12 protein-coding genes are annotated in these 16,802 nt (G+C 65.4%); 7 read left to right on the top strand and 5 right to left on the bottom strand.

Going from position 1 to position 16,802, the window contains the following annotated elements; genetic code table 11:
• The 3 genes from MH112_RS05915 to MH112_RS05925 form a co-directional block, all read left to right on the top strand.
• The coding region (locus tag MH112_RS05915; protein ID WP_296565177.1) for a phosphomethylpyrimidine synthase ThiC at positions 1-834 on the top strand (834 nt) is incomplete at its 5' end.
• A 117-nt stretch (positions 835-951) separates the two neighbouring features.
• On the top strand, positions 952-1,209 hold the full coding sequence (locus MH112_RS05920) for a hypothetical protein (RefSeq protein WP_296565179.1): 258 nt from the start codon (positions 952-954) through the stop codon (positions 1,207-1,209).
• Positions 1,210-1,287: 78 nt separating this feature from the next.
• A complete protein-coding gene (locus MH112_RS05925; protein WP_296565181.1) occupies positions 1,288-3,213 on the top strand; it encodes an alpha/beta fold hydrolase in 1,926 nt (641 codons plus the stop codon).
• 24 nt (positions 3,214-3,237) lie between these two features.
• Here the strand turns inward: MH112_RS05925 and MH112_RS05930 are convergent, their stop codons facing one another.
• Positions 3,238-3,705, bottom strand: coding sequence for a YaiI/YqxD family protein (locus MH112_RS05930; protein ID WP_296565183.1), 468 nt, complete (start codon positions 3,703-3,705; stop codon positions 3,238-3,240).
• A 159-nt stretch (positions 3,706-3,864) separates the two neighbouring features.
• Here MH112_RS05930 and MH112_RS05935 point away from each other — a divergent pair, with 159 nt between their 5' ends.
• The 3 genes from MH112_RS05935 to MH112_RS05945 all read left to right on the top strand — a co-directional run bounded on the left by MH112_RS05935 (position 3,865) and on the right by MH112_RS05945 (position 8,212).
• Positions 3,865-5,487, top strand: coding sequence for an MBL fold metallo-hydrolase (locus MH112_RS05935; RefSeq protein ID WP_296565186.1), 1,623 nt, complete (start codon positions 3,865-3,867; stop codon positions 5,485-5,487).
• Between the two features lie 53 nt (positions 5,488-5,540).
• Positions 5,541-6,377, top strand: a complete 837-nt coding sequence (locus tag MH112_RS05940) for a universal stress protein (RefSeq protein WP_296565189.1) — start codon at positions 5,541-5,543, stop codon at positions 6,375-6,377.
• 236 nt (positions 6,378-6,613) lie between these two features.
• Positions 6,614-8,212: a leucyl aminopeptidase gene (locus tag MH112_RS05945; protein ID WP_296565192.1), complete on the top strand. Its 1,599-nt coding sequence runs from the start codon at positions 6,614-6,616 to the stop codon at positions 8,210-8,212.
• 32 nt (positions 8,213-8,244) lie between these two features.
• Here MH112_RS05945 and MH112_RS05950 read toward each other — a convergent pair whose 3' ends face one another.
• From MH112_RS05950 to MH112_RS05965, 4 genes are all read right to left on the bottom strand, one after another.
• On the bottom strand, positions 8,245-9,978 hold the full coding sequence (locus tag MH112_RS05950; RefSeq protein WP_296565195.1) for a response regulator: 1,734 nt from the start codon (positions 9,976-9,978) through the stop codon (positions 8,245-8,247).
• A 207-nt stretch (positions 9,979-10,185) separates the two neighbouring features.
• Positions 10,186-11,235 (bottom strand): methyltransferase domain-containing protein, encoded by a 1,050-nt coding sequence (locus MH112_RS05955; protein WP_296565206.1) that lies wholly within the window; start codon positions 11,233-11,235, stop codon positions 10,186-10,188.
• Positions 11,236-11,328: 93 nt separating this feature from the next.
• Positions 11,329-13,476 (bottom strand): malate synthase G, encoded by a 2,148-nt coding sequence (locus MH112_RS05960; protein WP_365786371.1) that lies wholly within the window; start codon positions 13,474-13,476, stop codon positions 11,329-11,331.
• Positions 13,477-13,726: 250 nt separating this feature from the next.
• Complete coding sequence (locus MH112_RS05965) at positions 13,727-15,148, bottom strand: helix-turn-helix transcriptional regulator (RefSeq protein WP_296565201.1); 1,422 nt, start codon at positions 15,146-15,148, stop codon at positions 13,727-13,729.
• Between the two features lie 149 nt (positions 15,149-15,297).
• On the opposite strand from MH112_RS05965, the gene MH112_RS05970 reads away from it, so the two are divergent.
• Positions 15,298-16,802 (top strand): isocitrate lyase (locus MH112_RS05970; protein ID WP_296565205.1); only part of this gene is annotated, 1,505 nt, incomplete at its 3' end.

The following is a 16,802-nucleotide window of genomic DNA, read 5'->3' on the forward strand; positions in this document are numbered from 1 at the left end:
TCGATCATGGCCAAGTGGTGCCTGGCCCACCACCGCGAGAGCTTCCTCTACGAGCACTTCGAAGACATCTGCGAGATCATGCGGGCCTATGACATCAGCTTCAGCCTGGGGGATGGCCTGCGGCCAGGCTCCATCGCCGACGCCAATGACGCCGCCCAGTTCGCCGAGCTGGAGACCCTGGGTGAGCTGACGCAGGTGGCCTGGAAGTACGGTGTCCAGACCATGATCGAAGGGCCAGGCCATGTGCCCATGCACAAGATCAAGGCCAATATGGACAAGCAGCTGGCCGTCTGCGGGGAGGCGCCGTTCTACACCCTCGGCCCGCTGACCACCGACGTGGCGCCGGGCTATGACCACATCACCAGCGCCATCGGCGCGGCCATGATCGGCTGGTTCGGCACCGCCATGCTTTGCTACGTCACGCCCAAGGAGCACCTGGGCCTTCCCGACCGCAAGGACGTGAAGGACGGGGTGATCACCTACAAGATCGCCGCCCACGCCGCCGATCTGGCCAAGGGGCATCCGGCGGCCCGGGCCTGGGACGACGCCCTGTCGCGGGCCAGGTTCGAGTTCCGCTGGGAGGATCAGTTCAATCTGGGCCTCGATCCGGAGACCGCCCGTCTCTATCACGATGAGACCATGCCCAAGGAGGCGCACAAGACCGCGCACTTCTGTTCCATGTGCGGCCCGAAGTTCTGCTCGATGAAGATCAGCCAGGACATCCGCGAGGCAGCCCGGGGGCAGAACGACATTGCGAGCAAGGGCATGGCGGAGATGAGTGAGAAGTTCCGCGCGACCGGGGGTGAGGTCTACGTCCCCACGCCAAAGGCCTGAAGCGGTCGAGGCGCTGCGGGGACTTCGGTTCTCATGGGTCTGAACGGGTCCCTCTTGACCCCGATCAAGGCGGCGGTGTCCGGGTCAGCCAGTCTGGGACTGGATCTGGAGCCTTCTATGAACCGCGACCCGTCCGACGCCCGCACCCCACAGCGCCCGCTCCTTCGGCGGGCGGTGTGGGGGATGGCCTCGGCCCTACTGGGGTTTGGTCTGGTCAGCGCCATGCTGGCGGTGACTTACGGGCGCACTCCCTTCCTGGAGCGAGCTCTGTTCCAGTTGGGCTTGGCGGGAACACCCCTCGTCGCCGCCCTGGGTCAGGTTCTGATCCTCATGGGGCTGGCCATGCTCTGGAGCGCGTTGCACCGTCAACGCTAGTCATCCGCGCCCCTGGCATTGACGTGGGCGCGTGGAGCCGAGAGGCTCTAACCATCATCGGTGCAGGAACCCGCCAACATGCTGCGTAATGTGTTTCTAGGGGCAGGCCTTGCCCTGGCCTTGGCTGGTGGGGCCCTCGCCGAGGTGGAGCGCCGGGAGATCGGACAGCTGGTCTTTGAGGGCGTTCCTGCTGCGCCCCAGGGGCTGCAAGCGGCCATCTCGCCCTATTACGAGGTCCGCGCGGCGGAGCTTGAGGACTGGCTGGCCGACCGGTCCATGCTGATCTCGACCCGGTTTGGCGAGACCACCCAGATCCATCGGTTGACCGCCCCAGGGGCGGCGCGCACCCAGCTGACCTTTTTCAAGGAGCCGATCACCGCCGCCAAGGTGCAGCCAGGAACGGCGCGGTTCGTCTATCGCCGCGATGAGGGCGGCTCGGAATATTATCAGGGCTTCCTGCGTGATCTGAACGGGGCCGAGGTCCGGCTAACCCAGCCGGGCACCCGCAACAGCGACTTCGTGTTTTCCAAGGACGGGGCCACGGTGGTCTGGAGCCAGGTGACCCCCGGCGATCCCAACTACGACATCATGCTGGCCTCGACGGCCTCGCCCGAGACCCGCAGGGTCGTGCTGGAGGGGCAGGGTGCCATGTCGCCCACGGCCATCTCTCCGGACGGTCGTCAGGTGCTGATCACCCGCTACAACTCCATTGCCTTCGTCGAGCTGTTCGTCCTGGACGTGGCCTCGGGGCGGTTGACGCCGGTGGGGCCAACCGATCGCCGGGTCTTCTATGAGGGCGCGGCCTTCGCCAATGGGGGCACCTCGGTGGTGACCCTGTCCGATGACGGCTCTGAGGTCGCCCGTCCCGTGGTCTTCGACCTCGCCACCGGTGCCATGCGCGACCTGGCACCCGATGCCCAGTGGGGGGCTGAGGCCTTCGATCTCTCGCCAGACGGCAGGACCATCGCCTATGTGGTCAATGAGGAGGGCTATTCAAAAGTCCTCCTGCGGGACCTGGCCAGCGGTCAGCTCCTGGCGGGACCAGACCTGCCCAAGGGTGTGCTGACCGCCCTCAAATTCTCCAAGGACGGCACCAGCCTGGGCCTCAGCCTGTCCACATCGACCACCTCTGGAGATGTCTGGGACTACACCTTAGCCACCGGTCAACTGACCCGATGGACGCAGAGCGAACTGGGCGGCCTTGACCCGGCGCGCCTCGTGGAGCCGACCCTGTTTCGGTACCCGTCTTTTGATGACCGCTCGATCCCGGCCTTCATCTACCGACCCCAGGGGACGGGCGGAAAGCGGCCGGTGGTGATCCAGATTCACGGCGGCCCCGAAGGGCAGGAACAGCCCAGCTTTAGCCCCCGTCGGCAATCCTGGGTCAACGAGCTGGGCGCCGCAGTGATCATTCCCAATGTCCGCGGTTCCACCGGCTATGGAAAAACCTATCTGTCGCTGGACAATGCCGAGAAGCGCGAGGACTCGGTCAAGGACATCGGCGCTCTGCTGGACTGGGTGGCGACCCAACCCGATCTGGATGCCAGCCGGGTGGCGGTGGTCGGCCAGTCCTATGGTGGCTACATGGCCCTGGCCGTCGCCGCCCATTACAATGACCGGCTGGTCGGGGTGATCGATCTCTATGGCATCTCGAACTTCATCACCTTCCTGGAGAACACCGAGGGCTATCGCCGTGACCTGCGCCGGGCCGAATATGGTGATGAGCGCGATCCGGCCATGCGGGCGGTGTTCGAAAAGATCTCCCCGATCAATATGAGCGAGCGGATGAAGGCGCCGATGATGATCTATCAGGGTGCCAATGATCCCCGGGTGCCGGCTTCGGAGTCCGAGCAGATGGTCGCCCGCCTCCGCGCTCAGGGGACGGCGGTCTGGTACATACTGGCCAGGGACGAGGGCCACGGCGTCCACAAGAAGTCCAACCAGGAGGCTGTGCGTGCGACCGAGGTTCAGTTTCTGAAATCGGTGCTGAACCCCGCGCCCTGAACGCCAGGTCGCCTGGCCGCTCGCCTACCCCCGTCGCCGTCGCTCCTTCTGGATCACCTCATCCAGGGCCTGGAGGAAGCGGGAGCGATCATTGCGGTCGAAGGGCTTGGGCCCGCCGAAGATATCGCCGGTGGAGCGCAGTTGCTCCATCAGAGCGCGCTGGGCGATGGCCGAGCCGATAGAGTCTTCGGTGAACGGCCTGCCATTGGGGGCGATGGCGTGGGCCTTGGCCTGCAGCACCCGCTCGGCCAGGGGGATATCGTTGGTGATGGCCACGTCGCCGGGGGCGACCTGCTCAGCGATCCAGTCATCGGCCACGTCGGGGCCTGCGTCGACGATCACCCGCTCCACCATGGCGGAGGTAGGAACCATCATGAAGGCGTTGGAGACCACATAGGTCTTCAGGCCATAGCGCTGGGCGACCTTATAGACCTCGTCCTTCACCGGGCAGGCGTCGGCGTCGATGAAGATCTCGATGGGCTTGCGGCTCACGGACGGCTCCCTGACTGGTGACCCCTCGTCCTAGACCAGATCGGTTCAGCTTGGGACCACGCGCTTGCCCCTGCTGGGCATCTTGATCTGGATCACAGGCCAAGCCGAGCTGCCGTCCGATGGTTGCAGCCTGTTGGTTCGACTGTCGAAGGTGTCCCCATGTCCCTCACCCTGACCTTCCACGGTGCCGCCGGATGCGTCACGGGCTCCTGTGTGGAGATCGAGACGCCAGGGGCCAGGCTGCTCGTGGACTGCGGGATGTTCCAGGGGCCTAAGACCCTGAAGGCCCTCAACTATGGCGACTTCCCCTTTGATCCGGCCAAGGTCGATGCGGTCCTTCTGACCCATGCCCATCTGGACCATGCCGGTCTGCTGCCCAAGCTGATCAAGGCTGGATTTGCCGGTCCGATTTACGCCACGGCCGCCACCCGCGATCTCTGCGGGGTGATGCTTCCCGACGCAGGCGGCATCCAGGAGACTGAGGTCCGCCATTTGAACCGCAGAAATCTCCGCCGGGGCCTGCCCCAGGTGGAGCCGATCTACACAGCCCGGGATGGCGAGCGGGCCATCCGCCAGTTCTCCAAGGTGAAACTCGGGGTTCCGGTTGAGGTCGTTCCGGGCGTCCAGGCCATCTACTGGGAGGCCGGCCACATCCTGGGCGCAGCCTCCATTGAGCTTCGGGTTGAGACGGAGGGCGGGCCAACCTCGCTCCTCTTCTCCGGCGATATCGGCCAGGGCGGCCGTGACTACGTCGCTGACCCTGAGGGCCCTGCTGGCGTCGATCACCTCATCCTGGAATCAACCTATGGCGACCGCGATCGGCTAAATCTGGCACCCTCCGAACGCCGCGCTGCGCTGGCCAGGGAACTGCGGGACGCACATGCCGCCGGAGGGCCCGTCCTGATCCCGACCTTCGCGGTGGAGCGGGCCCAGGAAATCATTGCTGATCTGGTGTCCCTGATGGAGGCGGGCGAGGTCCCCGAAGCCGACATTTTCCTCGACTCCCCCTTGGCCATCGAGGCGACAGAGGTCTTCCAGCAGCGAGGCTACAATCGGACCACTGGGCTAAATCCCTTTGATCGCCTGCGGGCGGGGGGGCGGTTGAATTTCCTGCATAAGCCGGCTGAGAGCGATGGCATTGATCGCCTGCGCGGTTGGCACATCATCCTGGCGGGCAGTGGAATGTGCGATGCTGGCCGGGTCCGAAAGCATCTCAAACGGCTCCTATGGCGTCGGGAAGCGTCGGTGCTGTTGTCGGGCTATCAGGCTGCAGGCACCCTCGGGCGGCTGCTCGAAGACGGCGCAAGCCGGGTCAGCATCCAGGGTGACGAGGTGCTGGTGCGCGCCAGGATTCGAGCCCTTGATATCTATTCCGGGCACGCAGACGCCGGCGGCCTTGTGGCGTGGGCAAAGGCGCGCACGCCTGTGGCGGGCGGGGTCTTCCTCTGTCATGGCGAGTCCCAGGCTTTGGCGGGATTAAGGGATCGCCTGACCGCGGCGGGCTTCTTGGGGACGAGCATCCATGTTCCCGATCTGGACGCCAGTTATGAGATCACGGGTCCCGCGGTGGATGGACGATTGGCGTCTACCCCCGCCCGTCCGCCCCGCCTGGCCCCCGGTCAGGCCGTCAAGGCCGACTGGCACAACGCGCGGGCGGCGCTGAACATGGCATTGGGGGCCGCCTTGACCGAAGCGCCGGACGATGAGGCTCGTGAGGCGCTGCTGGCCCGATTGACCGCGGCCCTGAACGACCCTGCATCGGCCCCTTCGCAATTGGCCTAGCGCTGAACCCAAGAGTTTGAGCAGGCTAATATACAATTTAAGGGAGAGTTTTGATGTCTTTTCGACAGATCGTTGCGCTTGTAGATGAGACGCGAGCCTCTGGCCCTCGGGTCAGGGTGGCAGCCGATCTGGCCCGGCGACAGGGCGCCCATCTCACCGGGGCGTTCCTCACCAGCGAATATCTCCGCCAGTACATGGCCGCCGAGAGCCTCACGGCCCTGCCGGCTGATGTGGTCCAGCGGGTCCTGACCGGTCATGACGAGGCGGTGGCCAAGATTGCCGCCGAGGCTCAAGGGGGGTTCGAGGCCGTCTGTGTTGAAGCGGGCGTCGAACACGACTGGCGGATGGTCAGCGGCGACGCCCCCCAGGCCTTTCTGGCGCTCACCCGGCGCAGCGACCTGACCATTGTCCCGCGCCAGGCCAAGGCCTGTCTCAGCGAGCATGGCCTGAATGCTGCCCAGGTGACGCTGGCTAGCGGCGGGCCGGTGCTGATCACGCCCGATGACGACTACGCCCCGCCCGTTGGTCGCCGGGTGCTGGTGGCCTGGAATGGGGGCCGCGAAGCCGCCCGCGCGCTGCAGGACGCCTGGCCGGTCCTGGAACAGGCCGAGGAGGTCCACATCCTGACGGTCTCCCCGGACGGTGAGGACGGGCCAGATGGGCTGTTGCAGAGCCTGCTGGCCAAACATGGGGTCAGGGCCCAGTTGATCATCGATCCCAGCCAGGACGAATCGGCCGTCGAGGTAATTGAGCGGCAGGTGGCCGAGCTGGGCGTCGACCTCTTGGTGATGGGGCTCTACGGCCGTCCTCGGCTGCAGGAACTGCTGCTGGGCGGGGTCAGCCGGGCCATGCTCGCAGACAGCCCGATCCCTATCCTCGCCTCTCATTAGCGCAGGTCTGAAACCGTAGGGGCAGGACAAGGTGTGGCGGGGCGCCTGCGCCCTGATGATCGCTGTCAGGGCCTGTGGGCGGGGCGGAAAGGCCTTTGGCTGCCGGTCAAGCTTTCGTGTTGCGCAGGGCTGACCTGCGTCCTCTAGATTTAGATCTGGAGCGCGGTTCGGCCGCCCACATCGATGTCCACATTTACGGAACGCGCCCTCGCGTCCCGCAATCTTCGGAGCCTTGCATGACCTCCCGTCGCCTGTTCGCCTTCGCAGCCCCCGGCGCCCTGGCCCTGGCGCTCAGCCTGCCCGTGGCCGCCGAGGCCCAGGGACGAAGCGCCCAGACGCCTGCGCGAGCCGCTGCCGCCGCCGTTCCGTCGACCCAGCGACCTGTGACCTTTGTCACTCAGCCGCCCGCCGCTGGCGGTGTGCTGGTTCTGCCGCTGGCGGCCGAGGGGGACCTGGCCACTCGGGCTGCCAGCTTGGCCGCCGCGGAGGGTGAGGCACTTACCCGCGCCCTGACCTCGGCGAAGTTCACCTATGGCGAAGGCAAGACCCTGACCCTGCGCGGGGTGGGGGCTTGGGATGCGATACATGTGGTGGGATTGGGGGATAAGCCCGAGGCGCGGGCCTGGCAGGCGGCTGGCGCGGTCGCCGGTCGCGCCCTGCGCGATGAAACTGGAGGGCTGACGGTGCTGGCGGGCGGTCTATCAGCCGAAGCGGCGTCGGAGTTCGCCATTGGCCTTGGTCTTGGGGAGTATCGCTCGGACTTCTACCAGGCCAAGGCCCGCGAGCGGGCGGCCACTGGCCCGATCACCGTGGTCTTTGAGGCCGCGCCTGCGGCAGAGGCTCTGTACCGGCCCCGAGGGACGGCCCTGGTGGCGGCCATGGCCTGGGCCAGGGATGTGTCCAACGAACCGGCCAATGTCATCTATCCTGAGACCTTCGTCGCCCGGGCGGTGGCCGAGATTTCTGGAACCCCAGGGGTCAGTATCGAAGTGCTGGATGTCCCGGCCATGGAGCGCCTGGGCATGGGGGCGCTCTTGGGGGTCGGGAAAGGCTCAGAACGTCCGCCCCGCATGCTGATCCTGCGCTATCGCGGGGCCGGTGCGCCGGACGCGCCGGTGGTTCTGGCTGGCAAGGGCATCACCTTCGATACCGGCGGCATTTCGATCAAGCCCAGCAACAATATGGGCAACATGAAGATGGACATGTCCGGGGCGGCCAGTGTCACCGGGGCGCTCATGGCCCTGGCCAAGTCCCGTGCCCCGGTCAATGTCGTGGCGATCGCCGCCCTGGCCGAGAATATGCCCGATGGCCGCGCCATTCGCCCTGCCGATGTCCTGACCGCCATGAACGGCAATACCATCGAGATCATCTCGACGGACGCCGAGGGCCGACTGGTGCTGGCCGACGCCCTGGCCTGGGTGGACGCCAATCTCAAGCCCGCCGCTGTGGTGGATGTCGCCACCCTGACCGGGGCCGTGCGCGCCGCTCTTGGGGATGAGTATGCAGGCCTGTTCAGCCGCCATGACGCCCTGGCCGACCAGTTGATCGCCGCGGGAAAGCAGGTGGGTGAGCCCCTGTGGCGTCTGCCCTTGCATCCCAACTACGCTACCGACATCAGCTCCACCATCGCCGACATCAAGAACACTGGCGGTGAGGGGGCAGGTGCGGGAACCGGTGCGCACTTCATCGGCGAGTTTGTTGATCCGGAGACCCCGTGGGCCCACCTGGATATCGCCGGCGTCGCCTATGGCGCGGCCACCGACACCGGACCGGCGGGCTCGGTGGGCTACAGCGTGCGTCTGTTGGAGCGGTTCGTCAGAGACTTCCAACCCTAGGCCGCGCATTGGGCGCGGCGCATAAGGCTCACTCAGGCGGCGGCGATTTCCAGGTCGGTGCCTGAGGGGGCTGTGTCCAGTGCCCGTTCCATGGCTGAAATCAGCTGGCCGGCGTCGAGCGGCTTAAGAACATGATCGTTCATGCCCGCGTCCAGGCAGGCGGCGATCTGCGACGCCTCGCCCGCTCCGGTAACCGCAATGACTGGGGTGCGCTGGTTGGGCCCCGAACGGCGGCGAAGCTCACGGGTGACTGTGAAGCCATCCATGCCCGGCATGTGACAGTCCATCAGGATCAGATCAAACGGCTGGGCCTCCAGCATGCCGAGGGCTTGGAATCCAGATGACGCCTCGGAGAGGCGAACATCGAGGTCCTGCAACATGATACTGACGGCCCGGCGGTTCATGTCATGGTCGTCGACCACAAGAACATGTAACGGAGGCAACTCGCTTCCCGCCGTAAGGTCCAGGTCGGGTTCAGGCGCTGTTGCGGCCGGCAGGCTCACAGTCAGGGTGAAGCAGGCACCCCGTCCCGGTTCAGAGGATGCCACGAGATCGCCGCCCATCAGACGGGCCAGATCTCGGCTGATCGCCAACCCAAGTCCCGTGCCCCCGTGAGTCCGAGCGACGTCGACGCGGGTCTGCTGGAAGGGGGTGAACAGCGATTCCAAGGCTGCAGAGTCAAGCCCTGGTCCGGTGTCCCGTACTGACAGGGTCAACGGCTGGCCGGCGATCGCCCCGATCGTCAGGGTAATGCTGCCCTGCTCGGTGAACTTGATCGCGTTGGACAGAAGATTGTTCAGGATCTGCCGCAGGCGAGTGGGGTCACCTTGGACCCATTGCGGACAGACCTGGGCGCCAGCCAGCCTGAGACGGAGCCCCTTGCGTCGGGCTTCAGCGCGCCAGAATAGAAGCTGTTGGGCTAGCAAGCGCCGGAGGTCGAAGGGCAGGCTCTCGACGCTCATTCGACCCGCGTCGAGTTTGGCCTGGTCCAGTAGATCGTTGAGGAGGGTCCGCATCATGCCCCCGGCCTCAGAGATCATGGCCGCCTTGGCCGCGTCGCTGCCCTGGGTGTTTCGACGCATATCCTCGGCTGCCGCAAGAATGGCGCTGATGGGGGTACGTAGTTCGTGACTGACGACGGCGATAAAGGCGGACTTGGCCGCCACGGCGCTCTCAGCCTCGAGCCGCCGGCGTTCGCTTTCTGCGCGGGCTTCGATTTCGCGCTGGCGTGCGGCGGCCGCGGTTCGCCATAGGGCGGTGGCGACCCCGAGCACCATAATCCCGGCGGCACCCATGATGAAAATGCTGCTCCATGGTGCCCCCACCCATCGGGACTCGACCAGCAGCAGGATCATCATCAGGCCAAAGGGCGCAAGGGCCGCCCTGAACATGTGCCGCGAGCCAATGTTCGTGAGGACCACATAGCAGGTGGCACCCGCGAGCATCCAGGCACCGCCTGTGGCACCCCAGGGGCCATCCATCAAAGGTCCGGCCAAGGCGATAGAGGCAAATACGACGGCGTTCAGGGCCGTGAGCCACATAAGGCCTCGGGCTGACCTTGGCGTCAGGGGCCGCGTCAGCGGGAAGGCGCTCTTTTCAAACACTTGCAGAGCGACAAACGTCACCCACCAGGCTGCCATGAGCAGCCAGCCGACAAACGCGCCGAACAGGGCCGCCAGGACCGTCGCCGCGACGATGCGCGCCCGTGTGGTGCGATGCCGTTCGCGCAGGACGGTCGTGATCTCGTTGATGTCTTCTGGGGACATGCAGAGCTCCGTTCAGCGGGGTAGACGGTGTCATCTCGTCCTTAAGTTTGGCCTAATAGGACTGTGGCAAGCTGTCGCGGGGCCTGGGGCGGTGGAACATCGCAACAGAACCCATGATCAACTCACGGGCTAAGGCTTGTCTTGCAAGCCCCCGCCACATCGAGCCTTAGGATCGAGGCGAAAGACTTCGTCTGGTCACATCAATCACTAACAGCATCCCCCAGTCCCACCCGCCTCTCCTGGGGGACTGAAAGGCAGTTCAAGGCCGCAGCCCTTGAACACGCCATAGTGTCGCGTCTGGTCGCCGATGAAGTCGAAGTGGTCGGCTAGCCGTGTCTCAGCCAGCATACGCCAGGTGTTGCCACAGACCGGGAACACCTTGCCGGTCTCAATGGTGTGATGCTTGTCGAGGGTGAAGACCTCAGGTGAGCCGGGGACCGTGCCGAGGTAGCGGACCGCTTGACCATAGTCCTCGCAGGCGGGTTCCAAGGCCTCGAGCTTGAACAGACGGTAGGTAGCCGAGAAGAACGCGATGGGGGCGACCATCTCCTGCACGCGCAAGTCACTTAGCCCCAGGGGCCGGTCTGACACGAGGCGCGGATCACCGAACCCGGCGGCCTTGGCGAGGCTGAGGAAGTCCCCCCAGTAAAGTGCCCCTGCCAAGCACTCCCCATGCAGAACAGGATCTCGGCGTAGGGCCTCGGGAACACGTCTGTCGGCGTAAACGTCAGAAAAATAGAGCTCGCCCCCAGGCTTGAGCAGCCGCCAGGCCGCTGCAAAGACAGCGGCCTTGTCTTCGACCAGATTGATGACGCAGTTGGAGACGATGACGTCGAAGCTGCCGGGTTGCAGATCCAACGCCTCAAGCTGTGCAATGTCCCCTTCAAGGAACGTGACATTGGAGGCGGGGTAGCCGAACCGCTCCTGGTGCCAAGCCGCGTGTCGCTGGGCGACCTCAAGTTGCTGGGGCGTAGCATCGACCCCGACCACATGGCCCTGCGGGCCCGTCAGTTGCGCCAACACATAGACATCCTGGCCTGAGCCACAGCCAAGATCGAGGATGCGGGCACCCTCAAGGGCCTGGGGGGCCACCAGTCCGCAGCCATAGTATCGAGCGCGAACCTCCTCATGAACCTGCGATAGTGCTTGGCGAATGGCCAGCGGAGGTGCCTCGGAGGTGAGGCAGGCATCGGTCCGCAAGTCAGCCGAGTTCGTCAGCACCTCGCCGTAATAGGCGCGGGCATTGTCCAGTCCCATGACGGTCACGCAGTGGTTCTCCTGATCGAGCGGCTATCTGATGGCCTTCGGATCAGGAGAGGACTGGGTTACAGCGCCGCTTGGCCTGACTGCTCAGCCTGCGGTCTGCGCCTTCCGCTGTCGCCGCCGTCGGGTCAGCACATGTTCGGTGTAGCCATTGGGCTGGGCGCGGCCTTCAAACACCAGTTCCAGGGCGGCCTGGTAGGCGATGCTGGCGTCAAGATTGGCGCTCATGGGCTGGTAGACGGGGTCATCGGCATTCTGTCCGTCCACCACCTTGGCCATGCGCGCGAAGGTTTCGCGCACCTGAGCCTCGGTGCAGACCCCATGATGCAGCCAGTTGGCGATATGCTGGCTGGAGATGCGCAGGGTGGCCCGGTCCTCCATCAGTCCCACGTCGTGGATGTCCGGCACCTTGGAACAGCCGACCCCCTGGTCGATCCAGCGGACCACATAACCAAGAATACCCTGGACGTTGTTGTCCAGTTCCTGGGCCACATCGGCGGCGTTCCAGTTGGACTTGGCCAAGGGCAGGGTCAGCAGATCCTCAAGCCCGGTGGGCTCGGTGGCGTCCATCCCGGCCTGCAGCGAAGCCACGTCCACCTGATGATAATGCAGGGCGTGCAGCACTGCGGCGGTGGGCGAGGGGACCCAGGCGGTATTGGCACCGGCCTTGGGGTGGCCGACCTTGGCGGCCAGCATGTCCTTCATCATGTCGGGTGCCGCCCACATGCCCTTGCCGATCTGGGCGCGGCCGGGGAAGCCGGTGGCCAGGCCGATCTCCACGTTTCGCTTTTCATAGGCCGGCAGCCAGGGCTCGGCCTTCATGGCGTCCTTGCGCACCATAGGGCCAGCTTCCATGGCGGTGTGGATCTCGTCGCCGGTGCGGTCGAGGAAGCCGGTGTTAATGAAGACGATCCGGTCCCGGGCGGCATGGATACAGGCCTTGAGGTTGGCGCTGGTGCGACGCTCCTCGTCCATGACGCCGATCTTGACGGTGTTGCGGGGGATCCCCAGAGCGTCCTCGACCAGATCAAACAGACGGACAGCCAGGGCTACCTCGTCTGGGCCGTGCATCTTGGGTTTCACCACATAGATGGAGCCGGCCGGGCTGTTGGCCTTTTGGCCCTTCAGGTCGTGCAGGGCCGCAGCCACAGTGACCAGAGCGTCAACGGCCGTCTCATAGGTGTCCTGGCCGTTGAAACGCACCGCATCGGTGGTCATGTGGTGCCCGACATTGCGCACCAGCAGCAGGCTACGGCCGCGCAGGGTCAGGTCCGACCCGTCCGGGGCTGTATAGACCCGGTCGGCTTCCAGCCGGCGGGTCTCGGTGCGGCCGCCCTTCGGGAAGCTCGCCTCCAAGTCGCCCCGCATGAGGCCCAGCCAGTTGCGATAGACGCCGGTCTTGTCTTCGGCGTCCACGGCCGCAACCGAGTCCTCGCAGTCCTGGATGGCGGTCAGGGCAGCTTCCATCAGCACATCGGCCACTCCAGCGGCGTCGTCCTTGCCGATGTTGCTTGAGCGATCGATGAGGATCTCAAGATGCAGGCCGTTGTGGCGCAGCAGCACACCGGCGGGCGCGTCCTTCGACCCCCGCCAGCCGGCCAGCTGGCCGACCGTGGCGAGGCGGGCCTCGGCCCCGTCCTTCAGGCGCACCACCAGGTCCTGGCCAGCGATGGTGTAGCTAGTGGCATCAGCGTGAGAGCCGCGCGACAGCGGAGCCACCTGGTCCAGCAGCTGGCGGGCATAGGCGATGACCTTGCCCCCGCGCTCGGGGTCATAGCCCTTGCCGCCGGTGGGCGGCTCCAGGGCGTCGGTGCCATAGAGGGCGTCATAGAGGCTGCCCCAGCGGGCATTGGCGGCGTTCAGCGCGTAGCGGGCGTTGGACACCGGCACGACGAGCTGCGGGCCAGCCAGGCGGGCGATCTCGGGATCCACATTGGCGGTGGCGATTGTGAACGCCGGCGGGGCGGGCTGCAGATAGCCGATCTCCCTCAGGAAGGCGGTCTGCTCAGCGACGCTGACATCCTTGCCCCGGCGCTCGCGCCACCAGGCGTCGATACGGACTTGAAGCTCATCTCTATGCTGCAGCAGTGCGGCGTTGCGCGGCGTGAAGTCCGCCAGCACGCTGTCCAGCGCCGCCCAGAACGCCTTCGGTTCTACGCCCGTCCCCGGCAGCAGTTCGTCCTCGACAAAGGCGTGCAGAAGATCGTCGACCGAAAGGGTGGTGCTGATGTCCATGGGCTTAACCGGGCTCTCGACTTGGCGGTCCATTGGTGCGCGCCGGGGGGCGACGCGACCTTGCTCGGCCGCTTTACTGCACGGAAGCGCGCGGCTTTGAAGCCCCAATTGTGCGCAAGTCCAGCACGCGCGGGCCGGTGCACGCTCGACCAGCGCCTGTCAGACAGGATGAAGCATGCGGCGGTGCCGGCTGGGTGGCGAAAAATTTTCCGGTCGATGCGGCATCGTGGGCAAGCTGCACCTTTGTGGGTCAGTTGTCAGAGAATCCAAACGGCGCGCTGGTGCGGCGAATATCGTCCACCAGGATCTGGCGGCCGATGGGCGGGGCCGAACGGGCGGTGCAGTCGGTCCGGTGGCAGAGCCGGCAGGTGACTCCGATCGGCGTGGCGTTACTGGCTCCGAACTCTGGACGGTCCTGGGTGTAGATCAGCCGCCCGGCATGCTCGGCGGCACAGCCCAGCGCGATGGCTCGCTCCACCCGCAGGGCACCATAGGCTCCGCCACCGGCGCTGACTGTGCGCGCAATGGAGAAGAACCGCTGGCCGTCGGGCAGCTCCAGCCACTGGGTGACAATCTGCCGGGGGGTGCGGAAGGCGTGGTGGACAGACCAGAGGGGGCAGCCACCCCCGTGGCGAGCAAAGGGAAAGCCGGCACCATCCAGGCGCTTGGACACATTGCCTGCCTCATCGACCCGGATGAAGAAGAAGGGCACCCGTTCCTGCCCGGGCTTTTGCAGGGTGGTCATCCGGTGGGCCGTCTGCTCGAAGCTGGCGGCGAACTGCCGGGCCAGGGCCTCCACATCGTAGCGCCTGGCCTCCACCGCCCGGGCAAACGCGGTATAGGGCATCAGAATGGCGGCGGCTGCATAGCTGGCCAAAGCCCGCCGCGTCAGCCGCTCGCCGCTCTCGGTGGCGAAACTCCCCTCGGCCAGGACGGCGGCGACCTCAGTGCGCATCTCCAGATAGGCCAGCTGCAGGGCGAGCTGGAAGGTCTGACTGGCCGTGTCGAGGGAGTCGTCGAGCAAGATCTCCTTGCGGTGCTGGTCCAGCCGTCGCACAGACCCGACCATCACATTCGCGGGCAGCCGCCGGACCCGCAGCCCGTGGCGGGCCTTCAGGTACCCGGCCAGACCCTCATGGCTGGCGGCGGCCTGGGCCAGACGCTCAGCGGCGTCATCCAGGCCGGGGAAGTTGTTGCGCCGGGCGGCGAGGAACCGCCGGGACTCCGCCACCGGATCGGGGGCATCTATGGCCGGGGAGCCCCCGGTGGCGTGCGCCTCGGCGCTGCGATCGGCCAGGGCCAGCTGCTCTTCTCGATAGGCCGTGTAGAGCCTCAGCAGCGCCTCGGTGACGCCTGGGAAGTTGGTGGCGGCGTCGGCGGTCTCCAGGGTCGGCAGGTCGATGTCGGCGAACATCGGATCCTTGAGCACAGCCTGAAGCCGGGCTGCATCGTCGGAATCGGCATTCCCGGCCAGGGCCGCCACATCGATCCGGTAGGTCTGTGCCAGACGCAGCAGCATCTCGGCGCTCAAGGGCCGGTGATTGCGTTCCAGGAGCGCGATGTAGGAAGCTGAAACCTCCAGATCGGCGGCCATATCGGCCTGAGTCAGGCCCAGATCCCGGCGCATTCGCCGCAGATTGGCGCCCACATAGAGACGGCGTTCGCTCGACATGCCCTGGCCCTTGGTTCGTAGAGGACCTTACAACATTACAATCAATTTCTGTAAAGTTTGACATCCCAACCGCGCGGGGGCTTTCGCCGCGCGGGGTCTCGCCTGTAGGCAGCCCCTCAAATCCCCGGCGGATTTCGAGGAGAAGCGTCATGGCCTACCAAGATCATACCAAAAAGATGAGCGAGCTCATCAAGAGCAAGAACGGGACCTGGGACGGCATCAACGCCGAGTCCGTGGCCCGCATGCGGCTGCAGAACCGTTTCCAGAACGGTCTGGAGATCGCCCGCTACACCGCAGCGATCATGCGCAAGGACATGGCGGCCTATGACGCCGATCCGTCCAAGTACACCCAGTCGCTGGGCTGCTGGCATGGCTTCATCGGCCAGCAGAAGATGATCTCCATCAAGAAGCACTTCGGCAACACCGACCGTCGCTACCTCTATCTGTCGGGCTGGATGGTGGCTGCGCTGCGCTCGGACTTCGGCCCGCTGCCCGACCAGTCGATGCACGAGAAGACCTCGGTCCCGGCCCTGATCGAAGAGCTCTACACCTTCCTGCGCCAGGCTGATGCCCGAGAGCTGGGCATGATGTTCCGCGACATCGACGCCGCCCGCGCCGCCGGCGACAGTGCCAAGGAAAAGGCCTTGCTTGAGGCCGTCGACAACTATCAGACCCATGTGGTTCCGATCATCGCCGACATCGATGCGGGCTTCGGCAATGCCGAGGCGACCTATCTGCTGGCCAAGAAGATGATCGAAGCCGGTGCCTGCGCCCTGCAGATCGAAAACCAGGTCTCTGACGAAAAGCAGTGCGGCCACCAGGACGGCAAGGTCACGGTTCCGCATGAGGACTTCATCCAGAAGGTCCGCGCCTGCCGCTACGCCTTCCTGGAGCTGGGCGTCGAGGACGGCATCATCGTCACCCGCACCGACTCCCTGGGTGCGGGCCTCACCAAGCAGATCGCCGTCAGCCATGAGCCGGGCGACCTGGGCGACCAGTACAACAGCTTCCTGGACTGCGACGAGGTTGACGCCTCGCAGATTGGCAACGGCGATGTGATCATCAGCCGCAATGGCAAGCTGCTGCGTCCCAAGCGCCTCCCGTCCAACCTGTTCCAGTTCCGTGAGGGTACTGGCGCTGACCGTTGCGTGCTGGACTCCATCACCTCGCTACAGAACGGCGCCGATCTCCTCTGGATCGAAACCGAGAAGCCCCATGTCGAGCAGATCGCTTCGATGATGGACCGCGTCCGCGAAGTGATCCCGAACGCCAAGCTGGTCTATAACAACAGCCCGTCGTTCAACTGGACCCTGAACTTCCGCCAGCAGGTCTATGACGCCTATAAGGCCGCCGGTAAGGACGTCTCGGCCTATGACCGCGACAAGCTCATGAGCGTCGACTACGACACCACCGAGCTGGCCATCGAGGCTGATGAGAAGATCCGCACCTTCCAGGCCGATGGCGCCAAGCGGGCTGGCATCTTCCACCACCTGATCACCCTGCCGACCTATCACACCGCGGCCCTGTCCACCGACAACCTGGCCAAGGAGTACTTCGGTTCCCAGGGCATGCTGGGTTACGTCCTCGGCGTTCAGCGCCAGGAAATCCGCCAGGGCATCGCCTGTGTGAAGCACCAGAACATGTCGGGCTCCGA

The sequence above is a fragment of the Phenylobacterium sp. genome (assembly GCF_022402485.1).
In the GTDB taxonomy this organism is placed as follows: Bacteria; Pseudomonadota; Alphaproteobacteria; order Caulobacterales; family Caulobacteraceae; genus Phenylobacterium.